The sequence below is a fragment of the Enterococcus gallinarum NBRC 100675 genome (genome assembly GCF_001544275.1).
Classification (GTDB): Bacteria; Bacillota; Bacilli; order Lactobacillales; family Enterococcaceae; genus Enterococcus_D; species Enterococcus_D gallinarum.
The window spans coordinates 53,278-74,935 of record NZ_BCQE01000004.1; the positions used below are offsets into that span (position 1 = coordinate 53,278).

Sequence of the window (21,658 nt, forward strand, 5' to 3'; positions counted from 1 at the left end):
ATCACTTTTCCAGCAAATCATGAAATACATTTTGAAAATTATCATACTTAATTGAAAATGTAGGTCTCGATTTTTTCTGCCCCATCTTTACGGGCAATAAAAGCTTGCTGTTTCCCTAGAGAGCCAACTTGGACTTCGATCTCGCCAGGAACTCCTTTGAAGACAGATTCGACTTGCTTTGCGCTATACTGAACAAAACTGGTGATCTCAGTTTTACTGTAGTAATTCGACTCGACTTTCAAAACAAGTTTTTGGAGTTGATCATCTACGTAATACGCATTGCCGGTCACACCACTCAAGTCAGGAAAGAAACTAATGACAGCATCACGAAATGTTTTGAACTTATTATCCAAACCATCATCGGTGGCAGCATTGGTGACCCCCGCAGCTACAGGTAAAATGATGTGGGCCTCTGCTACTTTCTCGTACTGATCGATAGTGGTTCCTCCATCTTGGCTGACTGCTTGATAAACGTAATTGCCTCCGGCGATATCATCTTTAGCAGCTTGTTCGAACAAACCGATCACGATAGGTACATTCTCCAACCCTTTGATTTTTCTTACTTGTGTCAAAACAGCATTGACTGTCTTCCGCGCATTTGCCATCCACTCATCACGAGAGATAGAAATGGTCTCGTCGCTGCCATAGTAGACGGTATTAAAGGCAAAGCCCAAACTAATACCTGCCAATGTTTTGCCGTCTTCTTTAATAAAATCTTGCTCCATCAATTGCTGAAAAATAAGCGGCTGATCTGAACCAGCAGGGTTAAGGCCTTGCGGGTTATCATCAGAGACACGTTTCAGCCAATTCTTGATCGTATCAGCAGGAATTTTTTGACCTTCTTGAAAGTAGCACGTATCGACAGAAAAAGTCTGCTTGGACAGCCTCAGCAAGCCATTCTCAAAATTGGTTTGATTGAACCCGCTGTTCATTTGCTCGGCATTCAATCCTCTGGCAGCACTCGGTTGGTACTTGCCATCTGTCATGACTGCCTGATAGACCGAATTTTCGACACGGCCAGTGGTAATATTACCGCTGGCCGTCTCTTCACCTTCGTTGATATTCGTGATTCCTTTGTTGAGATTGCCGCAACCTGACAAAAAACTTAACGACATCGCGACGATCAAGAAGTGTTTAATCTTCATGGTTATGGCTCCCTTCAATCGCTGCCACCATTTGATTCTCTTCCCAAACTGTAATGCCCAAGCTTTGCGCTTTGGTCAATTTACTACCAGCCTCTTCTCCCGCTACGACGATATCTGTTTTCTTTGAGACACTTCCCGTCACTTTGCCACCAAGGTTCTCAATTCTTTCCTTTGCTTCTTCCCGAGTGAAATGAGTCAACTTTCCTGTTAAGACAATTGTCTTATCTTTAAAGGGTGAGTCAATCGCCGTGAGCTCCTCATTTTTTAAACCAAGGTAATCAAAATTGACCCCTGCTTTCTCCAACTCATCTAAAAGATCGTGGACTTCTTCGTTGTTGAAATAAGTGACAACACTATCCGCGATGGTTTGCCCAATCGTTTCTAAAGAAACGATCTCCGACTCATCCGCTTTGCTTAGATTACGCAGATTGCGATAATGTTCCGCAAGAATTTTTGCTGCTTTAGATCCGACATGGCGAATCCCTAAACCAAATATCAAACGCTCAACGGAATTTTCTTTACTGGCTTCGATTGCTGTCAAAATATTGTTTGCCGATTTTTCTTTGATTTTATCTAATGTCAACAATTGTTCTTCCGTCAAATAATATAGGTCTGCAACATCAGCAACTAAGTGCTTTTCATACATTTGTTTAAGCACTCGTGGGCCTAACCCTTCAATATTCATAGCATTTCGGGAAACAAAATGACTCAATCCTTCTTTCATTTGTGCAGGACACTTCGGATTGATGCAGCGCAGGGCCACCTCTTCATCTAAATGGACCAATTCACTGTCACAAATGGGACAATGGGTAGGAATCGGATAGGGCTCACTGGCTTTTGACCGCTTATCCGTCAATACGTTGGCAACTTCTGGAATGATGTCTCCAGCTTTATAGATAATCACAGAGTCATTCAAGCGAATATCTTTGGCGCGAATATAATCGACATTATGCAGGCTGGCACGACTTACTGTTGTACCAGCTACTCGAACCGGCGTCATGACCGCTGTTGGTGTCACAACACCTGTGCGTCCGACTGTCCATTCGATATCTTCAATGGTCGTTTCTGCTTCTTCGGGCGGAAATTTATAAGCTGCCGCCCACCGAGGAGCTTTGACCGTAAATCCTAGTGTATCTTGATCGGAGAAGTCATTGACTTTGATAACAACGCCATCGATTTCATAAGGCAGCTCACTGCGTTTTTCGTGAAATTCTTCGATATACGCCCAGACTTCATCGATCGTTCGGCACAAACGCCGTTCATGATTTGTCCGGAACCCCAAACTGTCTAATTCATCAAGCGCTGAGAATTGATCGTGTGCCTCGATAGGACCGAAGTCTGCCAGAGTATATAAAAATGTGCTCAAATTACGGCTGGCAGCAATCCGGGTATCCAACTGTCTCAAACTCCCTGCTGCTGCATTTCGAGGATTGGCAAACACTTCTAAGCCTTCTTCTTCCCGTACTTGATTCAAACGGATGAAAGAAGCTTTAGGCATGTAACATTCGCCGCGGACTTCTAATGAAACAGGTTCTTTCAATTTTAACGGAATTGACTTGACTGTTTTCAAATTTTCCGTGATGTTTTCACCGACTGTTCCGTCACCCCGTGTTGCACCACGCACAAACCGTCCATTCTCATATTTCAAAGAGATTGATAGCCCATCGATCTTCAATTCACAGACATAATCAACGGCACGACCTAGCGCTTTTTGGACTCGCGTATCAAAAGCGATGATTTCTTCTTTATCAAACACATCGTTCAAACTGTACAGAGGAATATCATGGATGACCTTTTCAAATCCAGGCAGCACGATCCCACCCACTCGCTGAGTAGGAGAATCTTCTGTCACTAGCTGTGGATAGTCCGTTTCTAATTGAACAAGTTCTTTATAAAGTTGATCATAGACGTAATCTTCGACAGACGGCTGATCCTTCACATAATACTCATAGGCATATTGATTCAAAGTGGTTCTTAATTCTTCCGCTCGTTGTTGAACTTCAGTTGATGGCACAGCCATTTCGATTCCTCCTTATAGTTTTTCAATCGGAGCAAACGCAGCAAGTAGCCGTTTTACTCCTTGTTGGGGAAAAGCAACGTCCAATTCAAGATCCTGGGCAGCTCCAGTCGTTCGAACGATCGTGCCGACGCCCCATTTTTTATGGTTGACTTTTTCGCCCACTTGCCATTGGTTGCCAGCTGCCGTCGTAGTTTGTTTCGACGAAACAGTGGACTGACGAGGTTGGGTATATGTTGGTTTGAAAACTTTTGGCTGAAAGGAAGCAGTTGCCCCTTTCGGCTGAGTTCTTTCTCCCAGTGACTGCAGGAGATCTTGTTCAATCTCTTCCACAAACCGAGAAGGACGATTGTATTGAGTGCGTCCATACAATGTACGAGAAAATGCATTAGTCAAGAATAGCTCTTCTTCTGCACGAGTAATCCCCACATAAGCCAACCGTCGTTCTTCTTCCAGCTCGCTTTCTTCCATCAATGCTCGAGATAACGGGAAGATGTTCTCTTCTAGTCCAATCAAAAAGACCACAGGAAATTCCAACCCTTTTGCCGCATGCAATGTCATTAATGTCACTTGACTGCTTTCTTCTTCATAGGAATCAACATCGGAAAGTAAAGCGAGGTCATTGAGGAAGACAGTCAATTTTTCTTCTGGCGCATCGGCATCATCTTCATTTTGTGCCTCAAAGCGTTTGTCAAATTCTTGGGTCACTGTTAAGAATTCTTCCAAGTTCTCCAGTCGGGATTGTGATTCCAGATTGTTCTGATTGATCAAATCTTGTTTATATCCTGTTTTATCCAAAATTTCTTTTGTCAGTTCGGTCACTGATAGATAAGGAATCATTTGGGCAAACTGGTCCATCATCATGCCAAAGCTGCCAAGTTCTTTCCCAGCTTTTCCTGAGATATTGGCTAAATCGACGTTCATCGCGGCTTCTAACAATGACCATTCATGAAGCGAGGCAAACTCACGAAGTTTTTCGACAGAAGTCGCCCCGATACCACGTTTAGGCACATTGATGATCCGTTCCAAACTTAGAGAATCGCTTGGGTTAGCAATTGCCGACAGATAAGCCAAGATATCACGGATCTCTTTTCGATCATAGAATTTGCGTCCGCCCACCATAGTATAAGGGACATTTGCTTTCAACAGCATTTCTTCAATCACCCGGGATTGAGCATTGGTCCGATACAAAACAGCAAAATCGCCAAATTTACGTCCTTTCTCTGCAATTTGTTTTTGCATCTCACTGACGATAAAGCGAGCTTCATCTCGTTCACTGTCACCGCGATAGTAAGTGATTTTTTCACCGGTTCTATTTTCAGTCCACAAATTTTTGTCTGGACGGTTGCGGTTGTTTTTGATGACTTGATTCGCAGCATTCAAAATCGTCTGAGTTGAGCGGTAATTTTGTTCCAACAAAATTACTGCTGTATCGGGATAATCTTTTTCAAAGTCTAAAATATTTTGCATGTTGGCACCTCGCCAACCATAGATACTTTGATCTGCATCCCCTACGACACAAAGATTTTTGAAGCGAGCCGCTAATAAATTAACAAGAGTATATTGGGCGTGATTCGTATCTTGGTATTCATCCACATGGATATAGTGAAATTTTCGTTGATAGAACTGCAACGCATCTTCATTTTCCTTAAATAAGCGAATGGTATTCATGATCAAATCATCAAAATCCATGCACTGATTGTTTCGTAATTCCTTTTGATACAATGCATAACAACGGCCTACGATCTGTTCAAACAAGCTCCCTTGTTGATTTTCATAATCTGCCGGTGTCAACAATTCATTTTTGGCATTGGAGATCGCTCCTAAAATGGAACGTGGATCATATTTTTTTGGATCGATATTTAACTCTTTTAAGACTCGTTTCATCAAAGTGTTTTGTTCAGAAGTATCAATGATCGTAAAGTTTCTAGAGTAACCGATCTGATCAACATCTCTTCGTAAAATCCGGACACACATCGAGTGAAATGTAGAGACCCAAACATCTTCTCCCCCAGATCCAAGAAGCTGATTCACCCGTTCTTTCATTTCTCTAGCCGCCTTATTCGTAAAGGTAATGGCTAGAATATTCCAAGGATTGACATTTTTTTCTTCAATCAAATAAGCAATCCGATGGGTTAAGACCCGCGTTTTGCCACTACCGGCTCCGGCCATTAACAACAGAGGTCCTTCTGTATGCATCACGGCCTCTTTTTGCCGGGGATTCATATTCGCAAGTAATTCATTTTTGGATGACATGGTTTTAACCATCCTTTCTTTCTCAATCCATTCAATTATAGCATTATCCGATTGTAGGGAAAACCGAACGCCTTGAAAAGTTACTAAATTTTTCTTTTTTGTCCTTCAAAAAAATTCCTTGTTATCTATTCAAAAAAGGGCTAAATTAAATAAGGAAAGTGAGGAGTTTGATGAAGAAACATGAAATCCATTATTTAGATACAACCCGCCTGGCCTTTATAGGCAAAGGAATCTTGGTAGGAGCATTTGTGGGGATCGTGGTTAGTTTGTTTCGCCTGGCGATTGAATGGATAGGCGAAAAAGTTGCTGCTGTCTATCGACACCTTGCTGATCATCCAGATCAGATCATACTGTGGGTAATTCTCTCTATCATCACTGCAATTATTGTGATCCTTTTAGTAAAATCAGAACCTCAAATCAAAGGCAGCGGTATTCCTCAAGTTGAAGGGAAGTTAAGTGGCGAGATCGATTATAATTGGTTCTCTGTCCTTTGGAAAAAGTTTATCGGGGGCATTTTATCCGTCGGATCGGGTCTTTTTTTGGGGCGGGAAGGTCCTTCGATTCAACTAGGTGCTGCTGTCGGACAAGGTTTAAGTCAGTTCTTCAAGGCCCCAAAGTCAGAAGAAAAAATATTGATTTCCAGTGGTGCCAGTGCAGGATTGTCGGCGGCTTTCAATGCACCGATTGCCGGTTTGCTGTTCATTTTAGAAGAGATCCACCATTCCTTTTCACCTCTTGTATGGCTGACATCTTTTGCTTCAGTGATTACCGCTAACTTTGTCTCTTTAAATTTTTTTGGATTGAAACCTGTCCTTTACCAAGGAAAGATCAATGACTTGCCTTTGAAATATTACGGTGCTTTAGTCATCTTAGGGATCTTACTAGGGATCTTAGGACGATTTTACCAGTGGACATTGCTGTCTTTGCCTAAATGGTATGGAAAACTACCCATTTCCTCTGACTGGTATGGATTGATTCCTTTTGTGTTGATTATTCCAATTGGTCTATTTTTACCAGACTATTTAGGCGGCGGGAATCAAATTATCTTGACTTTAGGAGAAACCGGGGCTCCCCTGTTGTTTTTGGTCATGTTGCTGATTTTGCGTTACTGTTTTTCCATGATTTCATATGGAGCTGGACTGCCTGGGGGGATTTTCCTACCGATCTTAACATTAGGTGCGCTGATTGGTGCGATCTTTGGTACTTTCTTGGCACAGTCGATCGGTCTGGATCCTATTTATATCAAGAATTTCGTGATCGTAGCAATGGCTGGTTATTTTACAGCGATTGGTAAGGCTCCTTTAACTGCTATTATTTTAGTAACAGAGATGGTTGGATCAATCAATCACCTGATGCCGTTAGGACTAGTTAGTTTAGTAGCTTATATCGTGGTCGATGGTCTTGGTGGTCATCCTATTTATGAGTCTCTCCTTGAAAAGATGCATAAAGAACCCGCTGTGAATATCCGAGGAACTAAAACAGTGATCGAGTATCCGGTAACCGCAGAAAGTTCATTTGATGGGATGGCCGTTCGTGACTTTCCTTGGCCAGAAAACATGTTGCTGATTTCCATTCGTCGTGGCGAAAATGAAATTTTGACCCGTGGAGATACGATCATGAAAGTTGGTGATGCACTTTTGATCTTAACGGATTCGAATAGTGTTTCGGAAGTGAAGAAAAAAATCAGCTATTTAGCTGATGGCCCTCTGACTTAAACATTGGCTGCCAAATTGTCATCAACATCCTCCTGTCTCTATTTGTCGATCAGAAAAAAATCGAAGGAGCAAAGCTACAGACACATGTTCTGCAGCTTTGCTCCTTCTTTTATTGCCATACAATCGCTGTCGTATATTATTGCCAAACTGTTCTTTCTAAAATTAGCTTCTAGAATCAGCTATAGTATTTTTCCACCAAACGTTCATCCACATAAATGGAAACTTGACCGTCATTGACTGGGAAAATTCCTTTACCTGTTTCGTCTAAGACAACTTTTGCTTCATTATTTTTCAAAATATCTACGTAAGTTTCACCACCATGAATGGCGCTGATGGTCATTTCTTTCTCAGCACCTTGGGCATTCGTCATGACCACGGCCAAGCCAGACAGTTCGTGCTCATAATCTCCTGTCAGTACCCAACCGATACAATTTGGGTCATCGAAATAATCAACTTGATTGCCAAAGGAGATTTTCTCACGCAATTTCAGGAGATTTTCCAAATCTTCCCCAACTGGTTCAATACCTTGTTCAGGAATACCAAATAGATCCCCCCAGAAAACAACTGGTACTCCAGCTTTTCGCAACAAGATCAACGCATAGGCATGCACTTTGAACCAGCCATCTACCCATGACTGTAAACTCTGACCGACTTGCGTATCATGATTATCAACAAAAGTCACAGCGTAGTCTTCTCGAGAAGCAGTCAATGTACCTGCAAAGATTTGACTCATATCGTACGCACCATTCGAATGAGATGCTTCATAGAAATTGTAATGCAGTGGCACATCGAACAGATGGATCAGATTTCCGGAAGAATCTAAATACTCTTCTAGTTTCGGCAGATCACCCGACCAATATTCTCCCACCACAAATAAATCTTTGCCTTTTTCTTCCCGACGATTCAAAAGCCAATTAACATAATAATTAAATTCAATATGTTTGACAGCATCTAGACGATAGCCATCCACATTCGTTAACTCTTGATACCATTTGCCCCATTTATCCAGCTGTTCGATGGTTTCTGGATTCTCCATATCCAAATCACAGCCCATTAGATAATCATAGTTGCCCATCTCATCATCTACTTGATCTTCCCACCCTTTTTGGGCAAAGTTAAACAAGGCATGATCGTTGGTTCGGTCATCATAATCAACGCCAGAAAAATTTTTCCAAGTCCAGACATAGTCATTGTATTTCCCTTTTCTTCCAGGGAAAGTGAACTTCGTCCAAGCTTCGATCTCTTCTTCATCACTTATCGGCTTATTGCGATTGTCCCAACTGTATTTGACTGCTGGTGCCGTTTCTTTTTCATCGGCCCCTATCAAATGATTGAATACAATATCTGCGTAAACCTCCAACCCTTGATCTTGCAATGCTTTAATTGCTTCAAGATATTCATCTTTGGTTCCGTACTTGGTTGGTATTGATCCCTTTTGATCAAATTCTCCAAGATCGTAGTAGTCGTAGACACCATAGCCAACATCTTCGACACCCGCTGTACCTTTATATGCAGGAGGCAACCATACCGCCGTAAACCCATAATCTTTAAGCTCACTACTCATTTCTTTCAATCTATTCCAATGTTGACTGTCTGCAGGCAAGTCCCATTCGAAGCCTTGCAATATCACTTCATTCTTCATATAATTCCCCCCTTAAAATAATTAAGCCAAAGAATAGCCATTCTTGTCAAACATTAACCCATTTCGATCCTTTTTTGAATGATTTGCCGACCGTTTTTGACCGTTTAAGAATGTATTACCCTTACATTTTGACTGATTTTAACCGATTATGATTGATTATGACTGTTTTATGTGCTATCATAACAATTGAAGAGGTGATGTAAATGCTTACAGAAGAGCGTCATCAAAGGATTTTAGCCCTTTTAGAAGAAACGGATATCGTGAAAGTCAGCGAATTGATCCATCAATTACAAGCATCTGAGTCCACTATCCGTCGCGATTTACAAGAACTTGAAGCACAGGGAGTTTTGGTCCGAATCCATGGAGGAGCCAAAAAGATCCAGCACCTTGGATTTGAACCCAATATGAAAGAAAAAACGCAAAAGTTCCAAGTAGAGAAACAAAAAATTGCCCAATATGCCGTCTCATTGATCAAAAAGGATGAGGTCATTTACTTGGATGCTGGAACCACAACTTTAGAAATGATCCCTTTCTTGTCATCGATCTCAAATGTGAAGGTTGTAACCAACTCTGTCAAACATGCGGCATTACTGATCGATCAAGGAATCGAGACATTGATTTTGGGAGGAACGATCAAAATCAGTACGAACGCTGTCTTGGGGAGCGGTGCCAGTGAGCAATTGCGAAAACTGCGCTTCAATCGCTGTTTTATTGGAATGAATGGTGCCCATGTAGATGCAGGATTTACGACTCCAGATCCTGAAGAAGCAATGATCAAAAAAATCGCGCTTGAAAATAGTCAAAAAGCTTATGTATTACTGGATCATTCTAAATTTCAACAAACTACTTTTGCTCAAGTTGCTGCCATTGAAGACGCAGAGATTATCACAGACTTCTGTCCGAAAAACTATGCGGCTAAATTTCGAACACAAACAACTATTATGGAGGTATCCGAATGATTTATACTGTCACACTCAACCCATCAATTGACTATATTGTCCACGTCGAAGACTTGCAATTGGGCGAACTTAATCGAATGAAGCAAGACTTTAAACTTCCTGGCGGCAAAGGAATCAATGTTTCCCGTATTTTACAGCGGATCCAGATCCCTTCCACTGCACTTGGATTTATTGGCGGATTCACTGGACGTTTCATTGAAGACTGGCTAATCAACGAAAGAATCACGACCGATTTCACACAAGTCTCTGCCGATACAAGGATCAATATTAAATTAAAATCTGGCGAAGAAACTGAAATCAACGGATTAGGGCCTACAATCTCAAAGGATGAAAGTCAGCAATTGAAAGACAAACTGTCTTCTCTTACCAAGGAAGATATCGTCATTTTTTCTGGTAGCAAACCGAATGGACTGACGGCTGACTACTATCAAGAGTTGATCGCCATCATCAAAGAAGCTGGAGCCGAGTTCGTCATTGACACAACGGGTCCAGAGTTGTTCGCAGCATTACCCGACCAACCGTTGCTGATCAAACCCAACAATCATGAATTAGCGGAATTGTATCAAACAACATTCCACTCCTTCGAAGATATTTTACCTTATGGACAAAAATTAATCGCCGATGGCGCCAAGAATGTCATTGTCTCCCTTGGCGGCGACGGAGCCATTTTCTTTACTGGAAACGAAATCTACCGCTCGAATGTTCTGAAGCGTCCACTGAAAAACTCTGTTGGAGCTGGCGACTCAATGATTGCTGGTTTTATCGGACAATATACAGCAACAAAAAATGCACTGGAAGCCTTTAAATGGGGAGTTGCTTGCGGCAGCGCTACTGCTTTTTCAGATGATTTAGCCACATCAGCATTTATTCAAGAATTATTGCCAGAAGTTGTTATTGAAAAGATACTTTGACTTAACATAAGGAGGATAAACAATGAAAATCAACGATTTACTCTTAAAAGATGCCATGATCATGGACCTTCAAGCAACGGATAAAAAAGGTGCGATTGACGAAATGGTTGCCAAACTTTATGAAGTTGGCCGCATTTCAGATATTGCTGTCTACAAAGAAGGGATTCTGGCTCGCGAAGCCCAAACATCAACCGGTCTTGGCGACGGTATCGCAATGCCTCATGCGAAAAATCAAGCAGTCAATGAAGCGACTGTTTTATTTGCTAAAAGTAAAACCGGTGTGGATTATGAGGCACTGGATGGTCAACCTACTTACCTCTTCTTCATGATTGCTGCTCCTGAAGGGGCTAATGATACCCATTTACAAGCCTTAGCTGCTCTTTCCCGCTTGTTGATTGATCCAGAATTTGTTGAGAAATTAAAGAAAGCACCAACTGCGGATGCAGTCCAACAACTATTTGCTGAAGCAGAAGTACAAAAAGAAGAACAGACAGATGTCACAACTACAGAATCAGTGAGTGATCGCCCGTATATCGTTGCTGTTACAGCCTGTCCAACGGGAATTGCTCATACTTACATGGCTGAAGATGCACTAAAGAAAAAAGCCAAAGAATTAGGCGTAGAAATCAAAGTTGAAACGAATGGTTCGGAAGGCATCAAAAATCGATTAACAGAAGAGGATATTGCACGAGCAGCTGGCGTCATTGTCGCTGCTGATAAAAAAGTCGAGATGGATCGTTTCAACGGCAAACATCTAGTGAATCGTCCTGTTAGTGACGGGATTCGTAAGACGGAACAACTGATCAATGAAGCTTTAAGCGGTGATGCTTCTGTCTTTCACAGTAGCGGACAAACAGTTGCAGAAGAATCTTCTGCTGATGGTACGTTTGGTCAACGAATTTATAAAGATTTGATGAATGGTGTTTCCCATATGTTGCCATTCGTTATTGCGGGCGGAATCATGATCGCTATTTCCTTTATGGTCGATCAATTCATGGGTGTTCCGCAAGACGCTTTAAATCAATTAGGTAGTTATAATCAACAAGCTGCTTGGTTCAATCAAATCGGTAATGCCGCTTTCGGATTCATGTTACCTGTCTTGGCTGGATTCATTGCATCGAGTATCAGTGATCGCCCAGGTTTGATCGTTGGTTTTGCTGCTGGCGCATTGGCAAACAGTGGTGGTGCAGGATTCCTTGGTGCACTGATTGGTGGATTTTTAGCAGGATATGTCATCAAATTCTTGCGCAATCTCTTCAAAGGTTTACCTAAGTCATTAGACGGAATCAAAACGATTCTCTTTTACCCTGTTTTTGGTTTGTTGATTACTGGGTTCCTCATGCTAATGATCAATGTCCCAATGAAAGCGATCAATGACGGCTTAAACAGCTTTTTGACAGGATTGAGTGGAACAAATGCCGCTTTACTAGGTGCTCTGTTGGCAGCTATGATGGCAGCCGATCTAGGTGGTCCAATCAACAAAGCTGCCTATGTGTTCGGTACAGCAACACTTGCCACAACAGTTGCCGAAGGTGGTAGTGTCGTAATGGCCTCAGTCATGGCTGGTGGAATGGTGCCGCCATTGGCAATCTTTATCGCAACAGTTTTATTCAAAAATAAATTCACTAAAGATCAAAAAGAAGCAGGTTTGACGAATATCGTGATGGGCTTATCTTTTGTTACTGAAGGTGCGATTCCTTTTGCAGCAGCTGATCCTCTTCGGGCCATTCCAAGTTTCGTGATTGGTTCTGCTTTAACTGGTGCCCTAGTCGGTGCATTCAATATTCAATTGATGGCTCCTCACGGCGGGATCTTTGTAGTCCTTTTACTATCAAAACCATTATTATTCCTATTGTTCATATTAATTGGTGCGATCGTTTCAGGAATCATCTTCGGGTTGTTAAAAAAAGAAGTAACTACCGCTTAATACGTGTTGTGTGAAACAACTAGCGTCTCCTATGCAAAAAACTCCAGTGTGTTTGAAACACACTGGAGTTTTTTTGCGAGGATCATTCAACTTTCTTGTCTTCGCTATTTTATGCGCTATTTATTTCCGGAAATGGATTGGTGTTCAGCTAAGCGTTCCATATTCATAAAGTAGACCCGCAAGCGATGGGTTTCTTTTTTTAGATTGACCCAGGTATATTTTTTGCTGCGATGCAAAAAACCAAAGCGAACATCTGACATACGATCTTTCAATTCGTCGATAGGTATATCTGTCATCGCCTCTTGCGGTAAATAGAACTGCAAACAGACGGTGTATTCTTCAAAATGTTCCGTAGTGTAATCCGCCTCTAAATGACTGCGAATATAAAATTCATAAGCATCTAAGCCATTATCGAGCGTTAACTGGGGTTTTAAGACAATGTAATCCATCATCCGCATGCCTTCTTGGTCAATCCAAGGGAAATAAGCCTGTGCATTCAACAATCCCCTCACCCGACGTTCTTGGTAAATCTCACGAACTAAATCAAAGTTCCGAGTGATAAAATGGGTCGCTTTGCGTTTGACTGTGGGCTGTAAACGATCATTTTGATATTGGATCGTTTGGATCAACTGATGGCCAAACGCGTATTCAATAAACGGTTCTCGCAAAATCCCTACTCCGTTATCCCAAGTAAGTTGATCCACGCCGATTTGGTCCCGAAACAAACGTTGATAAGAAAGGTTGGCAGGATGATCCCATTGAAACGGATCACGGTAAAGCTCCACCATGACAACCCCTTCCTCCATCGTTTGGATTTGTTCTACTTGTTGGGCATCTTTGATAATCACTAACGGCAACACTCGCTCATAGTACTCTGAGAAATACATGCGCCAACAGGAAGTTAAACAAAATCCATTATAAAAAACATCATAGCCGGCAAATTGATTGCAATCGATCACGATTTCTTTGGCATGGTTTTTTCGCTTTGGTAATTCAGCGATTTCTTCTGGTTTCTGAAAGTTATAGCGTTTCTCTACACTTTCGACATTATGATTGAGGAATTCATCATAAGCTCGAATATAACTAAAGAGACCGCCTTGTTCCATTGTGGTCTTTATATAACTCAGTAATAGTTCTCGCGATCCCTGAAAAACATCAAATGTAAAAAGATGTCGTTGCAGTACGGCTTCTTGGACAACGTGTATACTGGATTCATTTTGTCCATCGGTTAAAATCAGTTCAAAATTGACCTCATCAATACTTCCCTCCAGCAATGAGCGTACTCCAGCGATATCATAGGAATGGATTTCCTTTTGATTTAAATAGTAGCTGGTGGGGGTAAAGGAAAGACGGACCAAAGCGAACCAGTTGGCTATTTGTTCACGCATCACGTTATCTGAGAGTTGTGCCGATTGAATAAAGGCATAGATTTTCTTCGTTTTGATCATCTTTCTCACCTCTTTATGTACTTCTTATTTTATTATAGTAAAGGGATTCATGATTGAACACTATTTCGCTTACTTTTCAGATGAAAAACTTTGGTTTTCATGGTAAACTAGAGGCGCTTGGAGGTGGGAATATGGGATTAAAATTCCAACGTGAAGATTCTCTTGATAAAATGTTCGATGAGTTTGCTATTCTTCCCGACAATGACAAAAAAGAAAACAAACCCGACATCGAACGCTTCTTGAATGCGCAAGAAGATAAAGAAGAAACTGAAAAAAATACGGATCTTAAAAAACAAACAAAAAAAACATCTTAATCGATGTTTTTTTGTTTGCACAGAATTTTTCTGATAAAAGATGTTCCGGAGCAAACTTTCTCCGTTTATTTTCTAGTCCTGAGAGATTGCCCCATTCATCTTACATCTTATCTATTATTGCTTGATGGCCGCTTCTATCGCTTGCCAAGCTTCTTCTTTCCCTTGTTTAGTGATGGAAGAAAAAAGAATGAAGGTGTCTGCTGGATCAAATTCCAGTGCTTTTTTGATCACACTTTCATGCTTGTTCCATTTTCCGCGAGGAATCTTGTCTGCTTTTGTGGCCACCACGATTACTGGAATCTCATAATATTTCAAAAACTGATACATTTGAATATCTTCCTGAGAAGGCGCATGGCGCAGATCCACTAGTGAAACCACTGCCCGCAGCTGCTGTCTCTCTGCAAGATACGTCTCGATCATCTTCCCCCACTTTGCCCGCTCCGTTTTTGAAACTTTTGCATAGCCATATCCTGGCACATCCACAAAATGCAAGGTATTTTCAATCAAGTAAAAATTCAATGTTTGGGTCTTACCAGGTTTTGAAGACGTTCGCGCTAAATTTTTTCGATTAATCAATGTATTGATAAAGGAAGACTTCCCAACATTGGAACGACCCGCTAACGCGATTTCCGGTAAATGCGTATCCGGATATTGTGCCGGTGAAACAGCACTGATCACAATTTCTGCATCATGTACTTTCATCTGCTCGCTCCCTTCTAATAAAATCTCATATGCTTTCAGAAAGAAAGTCGGATAGTTTGATGACTATCCGACTTACTAAAATCAAACTGCTTTTTTTGTTTCTTCATTATAAATGATTGTCGGCTCACCGATTTCTTTGGCTGCATCTTCGGTAATGATGACTTTCTCAATCGACTCATCAGAAGGAACATTGAACATCACGTCCATCATGATATTTTCGATAATCGAACGTAAACCACGAGCACCCGTATTGCGTTCGATCGCTTTATCCGCAATCGCGCGTAGCGCAGCTGGTTCAAACTCAAGCTCAGTATCGTCTAATGCTAACAGTTTTTGGTATTGTTTGACTAGCGCATTTTTCGGCTCTGTCAAAATACGGACCAAGTCATCGGTCGTCAATTTGTCTAAAGCTGCCATAACCGGCAAACGGCCAATAAATTCTGGGATCAAGCCGAATTTCAACAAGTCTTCAGGAATGATATGTTGCATGATGCTTTCATCTTCTGAGAACCGTTTGTTGTTCGTTCCAAAACCGATCGTTTTTTCACCCATCCGGTTTTTAACGATGGTATCAATCCCGTCAAATGCACCACCAACGATGAATAAAATATTCGTCGTATCGATTTGAATCATTTCTTGATGAGGATGCTTCCGTCCACCTTGAGGCGGTACACTTGCTTGTGTCCCTTCCAAGATCTTCAGCAACGCTTGTTGCACCCCTTCACCCGATACATCTCGCGTGATCGAAACATTTTCGCTTTTACGAGCGATTTTGTCGATTTCATCAATATAAATGATACCCTTTTCTGCCATTTCAACGTTATAGTCCGCTGCTTGCAGAAGTTTCAGCAAAATATTTTCTACATCTTCTCCGACATATCCAGCTTCCGTCAAGCTGGTGGCATCGGCGATAGCAAATGGCACATTCAATGAACGGGCCAATGTTTGAGCAAGGAACGTCTTCCCAGAACCAGTTGGTCCAATTAGACAAATATTGCTTTTTTGCAACTCAACGTCTTCTGCGGTCGGCTCAACGTTCACTCGTTTGTAATGATTGTAAACCGCTACAGCAAGTGTCTTTTTCGCACGATCTTGTCCGATGACGTAATCATTTAATATATGCAGCAATTCTTGTGGTTTAGGTACCTCGGTAAATTCACGAATTGCTTCTTCGTAGAACTCTTCGTCAATGATCTCCTTGCACAAGTCGATACATTCATTACATATGTATACACCAGGACCGGCAACGATCTTCTTTACTTCCTCTTGCGTCTTCCCGCAAAAAGAACAACGAACAGCGTCATTTCCATTTGTGTTGTCGTACATACTGTTCACCCCTTGATAAATTTCTAACCTGTAAAGGAGTGGAATTGGTTTTACTATCTTTACAGTCTTTAATCATCTTATCATAACTCATTTGAAAGAAAAAGCTATTTCTCATGGCCGTTACGTTTTCTTAGCAATTGACCACGTCCACAAAATAAGGCAAGATCCTCCTGCTCAAAAAGACAAAGTAAGCAAAAAACGATCCTATGAAATATACACACCATTGCTTTTTGATCAATCAAAAAGGGCAAACATCGGAAAAGACGTTTGCCGCTCTTTTGATGAAAATTAAGCTTCTTTCGCCGTACCAGTTACGATTTCAACGGCTTTCTTCATTGTGATGTCATGTTTCAACATATCTTCTGTCAAGACGCGTTTGATTTGATCAACAGGCATGTTGTAAGCTTCTGAAAGCTCTTGAATTTCTTTTTCGATGTCTTCTTCAGTTGCTTCCAAACCTTCTGCTTTTGCGATTGCTTCAATCACAAGGTTAGTTTTCACACGAGTTTCTGCTTCGCCTTCAAATTGTTGATGCAAGTCAGCTTCCGTTGAACCAGTCAATTGATAGTACATTTCTGGTGAAATTCCTTGACGTTGCATGTTGTTCAAGAACTCATCCATTGAGCGGTGAACTTCGTCATGGACCATTGAATGTGGTAATTCAACGATTTCCGCGTTTTCCACTGCTTGGCGAATCGCTGCTTCATCTTTTGCATCTTCAGCAGCTTTTTCTTTTGTTTCTGTCAATTCTTTGCGGTATTTTTCTTTTAGTTCAGCAAGTGTTTCAACGCTATCATCAACATCTTTCGCAAATTCATCATCTAATTCAGGCAATTCTTTTGCTTTGACTTCGTGAACAGTTACTTTAAAGACCGCATCTTTACCTGCTAGATCTTCTGCTTGATAATCTTCAGGGAAAGTGACGTTGACTTCTTTGCTTTCGCCAGCTTTCACTCCTACTAATTGATCTTCAAAACCTGGGATGAAAGAGTTAGAACCCAATTCTAATGAGTAGTTTTCGCCTTTGCCGCCTTCAAATGTTTCTTCACCTAAGAAACCTTCAAAGTCGATAACGACTGTATCGCCATTTTCAGCAGCTTCGTCTTCTTTGATGACTAACTCAGCTTGTGCTTCTTGTTCACGTTTGATGCGAGCATCTACGTCTTCTTCTGTTACTTCACGATCTTGTTTTTCAACAGTCAACTCTTTGTAATCACCAAGTTTAACTTCTGGTTTCACAGTCACTTCTGCTTTGATCACCCAGTCTTGACCTTTTTCCATACTGTCAACATCGATTTTTGGTTGTGATACTGGATCAATACCAGCTTCTTTAACTGCTGCTTCATAAGCTTCTGGCAAGACAGCATTCAATGCATCTTCATACAATGCTTCTTCTCCGTACATACGGTTAAACACTTGGCGAGATACTTTTCCTTTACGGAAGCCAGGTACGTTTAAGTTGCCTTTCACTTTATTAAATGCAGTCGTCAAGCCTTTTTGAATTTCAGCTTGCTCGATCGAAAATGTCAATACACCATCATTGGTGCCTGTTTTTTCCCATTTTGCAGTCATTTATTTCCCTCCGAATAACAATTATATTTTACATATGAAATAGTTTCATGCATACCTTTAAATAGTACACTAACGTTCTTTAATTGTAAACATTTTACCTAGAAACTTCTCGTTTTTTTCTTGAGTGATCTGCTTTCAGAATTAGAAAGAACCCAAAATCTTTCGTAATCTTGTTTTCTTACGTTGGATCTCCTCGTCGATTATTTGTGGTTCGCTTTTTGAAAAAAGATCTTGATACTCATCGATATAGCTTTGTACCCAGCGATCAATCTCTTGTGATTCTGGCAAGAACGGATAGCTTAAAGCAAAATGATCATTCAACTCTTCTAAAATGCCTTCCGCTAAGGTTGGATTTTCTTGCCCAATTCGTTCATTCACAGCTTGTCGCATTTGGCTGAGAACTGGCACTTCCCTCAATAAAGATAACTGATTGGGAATGATCTGCCGTTGATTCCCCATGTAGTCTTTCAATTCAAACTGCTGTGAACTTTCTAAACGGACAAGCTCTTCTACTAGTTTTGGTAACAAAAAAGGATTCGTTAACTGAGGAAGCAGCTCCGTCATCAACGATACAAACTGATTCTTTGTGAGTCCTTGGGAAAAAATATGCCATGTGTGCCCGCTAACTGGTTGGTTGCTACTGTCCATTGCAAGCAATGACTGTTTTTTTCCTAAAAAATCTTCCAAACCAAGTATTTGTTGAACTTCTTCTACTTTATCCAATTCTTTCACTAAATTTTCGCTTACCGCTTCAGAGATCACCGGAAATTCCTCTGCGAGTCTTATCCATTTTCTCGCTCGCAAGTATTGACCATCAAGAATCAACAAATGACCAATTTGAACAAAACCATTTGGATCTTGTAGGTATTCATCCAAGAAATCATCTGCCACTTCCAACGCTTTTGCAAAATCAGCCAGTTGCTGTAAGCACTTAACGAGAGATTGATTGATCTCAAAAGAAGAATGCTCAGTATAAATTTTCTGGTAATCATGGTAGGCCTTCAGATAATCTTTTGCCTGGTATGCTTTTTCTGCTGAATGACGCAAGCGATCTTCAGGTTTTGGAAACTGGATCGTGTCTCCCATATCTCATTCTCCTTTGTCTGTAATCGATCTGCAATCGCACTTCCGCTTGCATGGTGCAATCTTCTGGTAGCAAGACCGCTTTTCAACGGTCAGTCTTCCTTTGCCTCAAATAGAGACTGACCGCTCATTACGTTATTGTCTATTCTTGTTACATATTGGCATTTGCCTGTTTATTGAATGCTTTAATCAAATTGATAGTAACCACACTGGTCTCAGAAAAATAATCTCCGGCATGCTGCTTTTCTTTAGTAAAAATCACCGGCAAATAGCCGCAATAAAAGAAAGGATTGAATTGCAAAACGTAGCGCATACACAGTTCTCTTGTCAGAACTGTTTTCCAACTCAAATCAGCTTCTGTAAATGATACGACCCGAATACCGAAAATCATCTTACCTACCGTTTGCCCCTGATTGAACTTTGTTAATAAAACAAAATAGCCCAAGTAGATGGCCAACGAGAGTAACTGGTAGAGTCCAAAAGGATGCCCGCTACTTGACCAACCACCTAAGTGATAGATCGTATCCAGAGTAATTCCTGTAATAGCTCCGATACAAAGTACATCTACGAGATAAGCAAATAGCCGAATCCAAAACCCCGCAAAAAAGTAATCTGGAAAATCATTCACTCGTCTGCGTTCTTTCTGTTTGTCTTCTATCCCCTCATACCGTTGCCATTCTTTTTGACGCTGGCCAATCTCTTCCTCGCTAAATTCTTTTCTTTTAAACGAGCCCAATACTTGTTGATAGAAATCATCTGGATGATTCGTCGCAGCGGCCTCTTGATTTGGGGTATCCACACCTAGATGTGCTTCTTGATTCGCCTGCTCTGTAGAAATTCCAGAGGTTGACTCTAGATTTTCCAGAGTTACGTTTTCTGCTCCCTGTTCAACAGGTTGTTGTTCGATTCGTGGCTCTTTCGTTTCTTTTTCAGGCATAGTTATTCACCTCCATAATAATAAAGAGGTTTCGGCGCATCCATCGTACCTAGGCTTTCCACTACTTGCAAAAGACGACTAGACTCAGATGCCTTCAACCCTTGAAACTCTGCCAGTTTTGAACCCAGCCATGTAGAAGCGAACCCTGTGGAACCGACACCATATTCAAAAATTTCTGCATCCTCTAACCCTTGATCTGCTTCTAATGCAGCAAAGGCGTCCTCAGGAAACCCAATTTCGTCAACTAACCCGTTCTCCACTGCTTGTTGACCATCATAAATCCGTCCGTCAGCAATTTTTCTAACAGCTTCTTCTGACATGCCTCGTCCTTCAGCTACAATGGAAACAAAGCGTCCGTATGCATTATCCACGTAAGTTTGCAGAACTTTCTTGTCCTCATCGGTAGCGGCTCTTGTAGAGGAACCCATATCTTTCAAGGCACCACTTTTATAGGTGCTATCTTCGATCCCTAATTTATCCAATAAACCTGAATAATTCAATCCAGACATAATAACTCCGATAGAACCTGTCACGGTTTCATCTGTGGCAAAGATTTTGTCCGCTCCCGCTGAGACATAATAACCACCGCTAGCTGCGGTGTTCTTCATACTGACATAGACAGGAATTCCAATTTCTTTGATCTTTTTCATTTCACGAGCAATCTCTGCACTTTCGTAAACTCCGCCCCCAGGCGAATTCACTTCAAATAGAATCCCTTTGATCGTTGGGTCCTCTTGCGCGGCACGTAGTTCTTCAAGAAATAATTGATGATCATATCCTTCTGTTGAGAACAATCCACCACCTGAAGTATTCGCAATCGTCCCTTCCAAAGTCAAGCGAAGGATGCGGTTATTGGTATCTCCAGCCGCTATTTGATGTTCCTCCAATTCGTTGCTTCCATATAAAAGAGCATTCAATCCGTCCAGAGACGACTCTTCATTTTCTGGCGGAGCCATCAAAGCAAAAACACCTGAGCACACAAATAATCCAATTGCAATCGCAACAGCCACCCATCTTCTCTTATTCATTTTTCCACTCCTTTTTAATAGCGGTTCTCAATCACGATTACCGCTTCAACTAGTCCGCTTGCATCGAATTTTTCGCTTTTTTCTTTCAATGCGTAGCCGCCGAAATATTCTTTAGTTAATTCATCTTGCACTCGAAACGCTTGTGCTTCTTGAACAGAAATCGCACCCGGAAGAATTTCCTGCAGGCTGTCCCAACCAGTGTCTAACATGATTTTTGTATCATCATTGACATTTTCTTGTTTCTCTAATCTTTCCACTATTTCTTTTAACTCGGAAAACGTCATACATTGTACAGCTTCTGACATCTTCATCCCTCACTTTCTTCTGTCATTGTATCGAAATTAAAAAAAAAAGGATAGTCAAAAACGACAATTCCAATTTTACGAATTGGATCATCCGCAATTCTCCTTCTTTAAATCTCCATTACAGAACAAATATTGCCTCTAATAACATCTATACCAATTATTTTTTTTAGCTTTTTCTCTTGACTAACGTCCTTATAAATATTATGATAATGCATGTATTTCTACAAAATAATTTCAGGAGGATAGATAGACCAATAGGAATAGCGCCAGATCTGTTCAACAGATGACGAGGAAAGAGTTTATCGAAATTTTCGGCGGGTAACTCTAGGGACTGCACTCTATAAGCAAGAACAAAACCTCATCGTGAGATG

17 protein-coding genes are annotated in these 21,658 nt (G+C 41.2%); 5 read left to right on the forward strand and 12 right to left on the reverse strand.

The genetic code is table 11. From position 1 onward, the window contains the following. Positions 1-47: 47 nt before the first annotated feature. The 3 genes from EG2_RS02485 to pcrA are packed head-to-tail and all read right to left on the reverse strand — an operon-like array spanning position 48 to position 5,418. Positions 48-1,145: a CamS family sex pheromone protein gene (locus EG2_RS02485; RefSeq protein ID WP_060813316.1), complete on the reverse strand. Its 1,098-nt coding sequence runs from the start codon at positions 1,143-1,145 to the stop codon at positions 48-50. Next, positions 1,135-3,165: an NAD-dependent DNA ligase LigA gene (ligA, locus tag EG2_RS18735; RefSeq protein ID WP_060813317.1), complete on the reverse strand. Its 2,031-nt coding sequence runs from the start codon at positions 3,163-3,165 to the stop codon at positions 1,135-1,137. Before ligA ends, EG2_RS02485 begins: the two co-directional genes overlap by 11 nt. Before the next feature lie 12 nt (positions 3,166-3,177). Beyond that, positions 3,178-5,418: a DNA helicase PcrA gene (gene pcrA, locus EG2_RS18740; RefSeq protein WP_060813318.1), complete on the reverse strand. Its 2,241-nt coding sequence runs from the start codon at positions 5,416-5,418 to the stop codon at positions 3,178-3,180. Positions 5,419-5,585: 167 nt separating this feature from the next. Here pcrA and EG2_RS02500 point away from each other — a divergent pair, with 167 nt between their 5' ends. Then, positions 5,586-7,133, forward strand: coding sequence for a ClC family H(+)/Cl(-) exchange transporter (locus tag EG2_RS02500; protein WP_060813319.1), 1,548 nt, complete (start codon positions 5,586-5,588; stop codon positions 7,131-7,133). A 175-nt stretch (positions 7,134-7,308) separates the two neighbouring features. Here the strand turns inward: EG2_RS02500 and EG2_RS02505 are convergent, their stop codons facing one another. Then, positions 7,309-8,775 (reverse strand): alpha-amylase, encoded by a 1,467-nt coding sequence (locus tag EG2_RS02505; RefSeq protein ID WP_060813320.1) that lies wholly within the window; start codon positions 8,773-8,775, stop codon positions 7,309-7,311. 203 nt (positions 8,776-8,978) lie between these two features. Here EG2_RS02505 and EG2_RS02510 point away from each other — a divergent pair, with 203 nt between their 5' ends. The 3 genes from EG2_RS02510 to EG2_RS02520 are packed head-to-tail and all read left to right on the forward strand — an operon-like array spanning position 8,979 to position 12,572. After that, a complete protein-coding gene (locus EG2_RS02510) occupies positions 8,979-9,734 on the forward strand; it encodes a DeoR/GlpR family DNA-binding transcription regulator (RefSeq protein WP_060813321.1) in 756 nt (251 codons plus the stop codon). After that, positions 9,731-10,645, forward strand: coding sequence for a 1-phosphofructokinase (gene pfkB / locus EG2_RS02515; RefSeq protein ID WP_060813322.1), 915 nt, complete (start codon positions 9,731-9,733; stop codon positions 10,643-10,645). Before EG2_RS02510 ends, pfkB begins: the two co-directional genes overlap by 4 nt. A gap of 22 nt (positions 10,646-10,667) precedes the next feature. Further along, positions 10,668-12,572, forward strand: coding sequence for a PTS fructose transporter subunit IIABC (locus tag EG2_RS02520; protein ID WP_060813323.1), 1,905 nt, complete (start codon positions 10,668-10,670; stop codon positions 12,570-12,572). A 116-nt stretch (positions 12,573-12,688) separates the two neighbouring features. On the opposite strand, the gene EG2_RS02525 is transcribed toward EG2_RS02520, so the two are convergent. Continuing rightward, complete coding sequence (locus EG2_RS02525) at positions 12,689-14,020, reverse strand: hypothetical protein (protein WP_060813324.1); 1,332 nt, start codon at positions 14,018-14,020, stop codon at positions 12,689-12,691. Positions 14,021-14,151: 131 nt separating this feature from the next. On the opposite strand from EG2_RS02525, the gene EG2_RS02530 reads away from it, so the two are divergent. After that, positions 14,152-14,334, forward strand: coding sequence for an SPJ_0845 family protein (locus EG2_RS02530; RefSeq protein ID WP_060813325.1), 183 nt, complete (start codon positions 14,152-14,154; stop codon positions 14,332-14,334). 114 nt (positions 14,335-14,448) lie between these two features. On the opposite strand, the gene yihA is transcribed toward EG2_RS02530, so the two are convergent. The 7 genes from yihA to EG2_RS02565 all read right to left on the reverse strand — a co-directional run bounded on the left by yihA (position 14,449) and on the right by EG2_RS02565 (position 21,287). Then, complete coding sequence (yihA, locus tag EG2_RS02535; RefSeq protein ID WP_003126435.1) at positions 14,449-15,036, reverse strand: ribosome biogenesis GTP-binding protein YihA/YsxC; 588 nt, start codon at positions 15,034-15,036, stop codon at positions 14,449-14,451. Between the two features lie 81 nt (positions 15,037-15,117). Continuing rightward, positions 15,118-16,362, reverse strand: coding sequence for an ATP-dependent Clp protease ATP-binding subunit ClpX (gene clpX, locus EG2_RS02540; protein ID WP_005471356.1), 1,245 nt, complete (start codon positions 16,360-16,362; stop codon positions 15,118-15,120). A gap of 288 nt (positions 16,363-16,650) precedes the next feature. Then, entirely contained in the window at positions 16,651-17,934 is a 1,284-nt protein-coding gene (tig, locus tag EG2_RS02545; RefSeq protein ID WP_003126431.1) for a trigger factor, read from the reverse strand. A gap of 141 nt (positions 17,935-18,075) precedes the next feature. Beyond that, a complete protein-coding gene (locus EG2_RS02550; protein WP_060813326.1) occupies positions 18,076-19,020 on the reverse strand; it encodes a tetratricopeptide repeat protein in 945 nt (314 codons plus the stop codon). Positions 19,021-19,168: 148 nt separating this feature from the next. After that, a complete protein-coding gene (locus tag EG2_RS02555; RefSeq protein WP_082709500.1) occupies positions 19,169-19,954 on the reverse strand; it encodes an RDD family protein in 786 nt (261 codons plus the stop codon). Positions 19,955-19,956: 2 nt separating this feature from the next. Next, positions 19,957-20,982 carry a signal peptide peptidase SppA gene (sppA, locus tag EG2_RS02560; protein WP_060813327.1) on the reverse strand — a complete coding sequence of 342 codons (1,026 nt, stop codon included), beginning with the start codon at positions 20,980-20,982 and terminating at the stop codon, positions 19,957-19,959. A gap of 14 nt (positions 20,983-20,996) precedes the next feature. Further along, complete coding sequence (locus tag EG2_RS02565) at positions 20,997-21,287, reverse strand: hypothetical protein (protein WP_060813438.1); 291 nt, start codon at positions 21,285-21,287, stop codon at positions 20,997-20,999. Positions 21,288-21,658 lie beyond the last annotated feature (371 nt).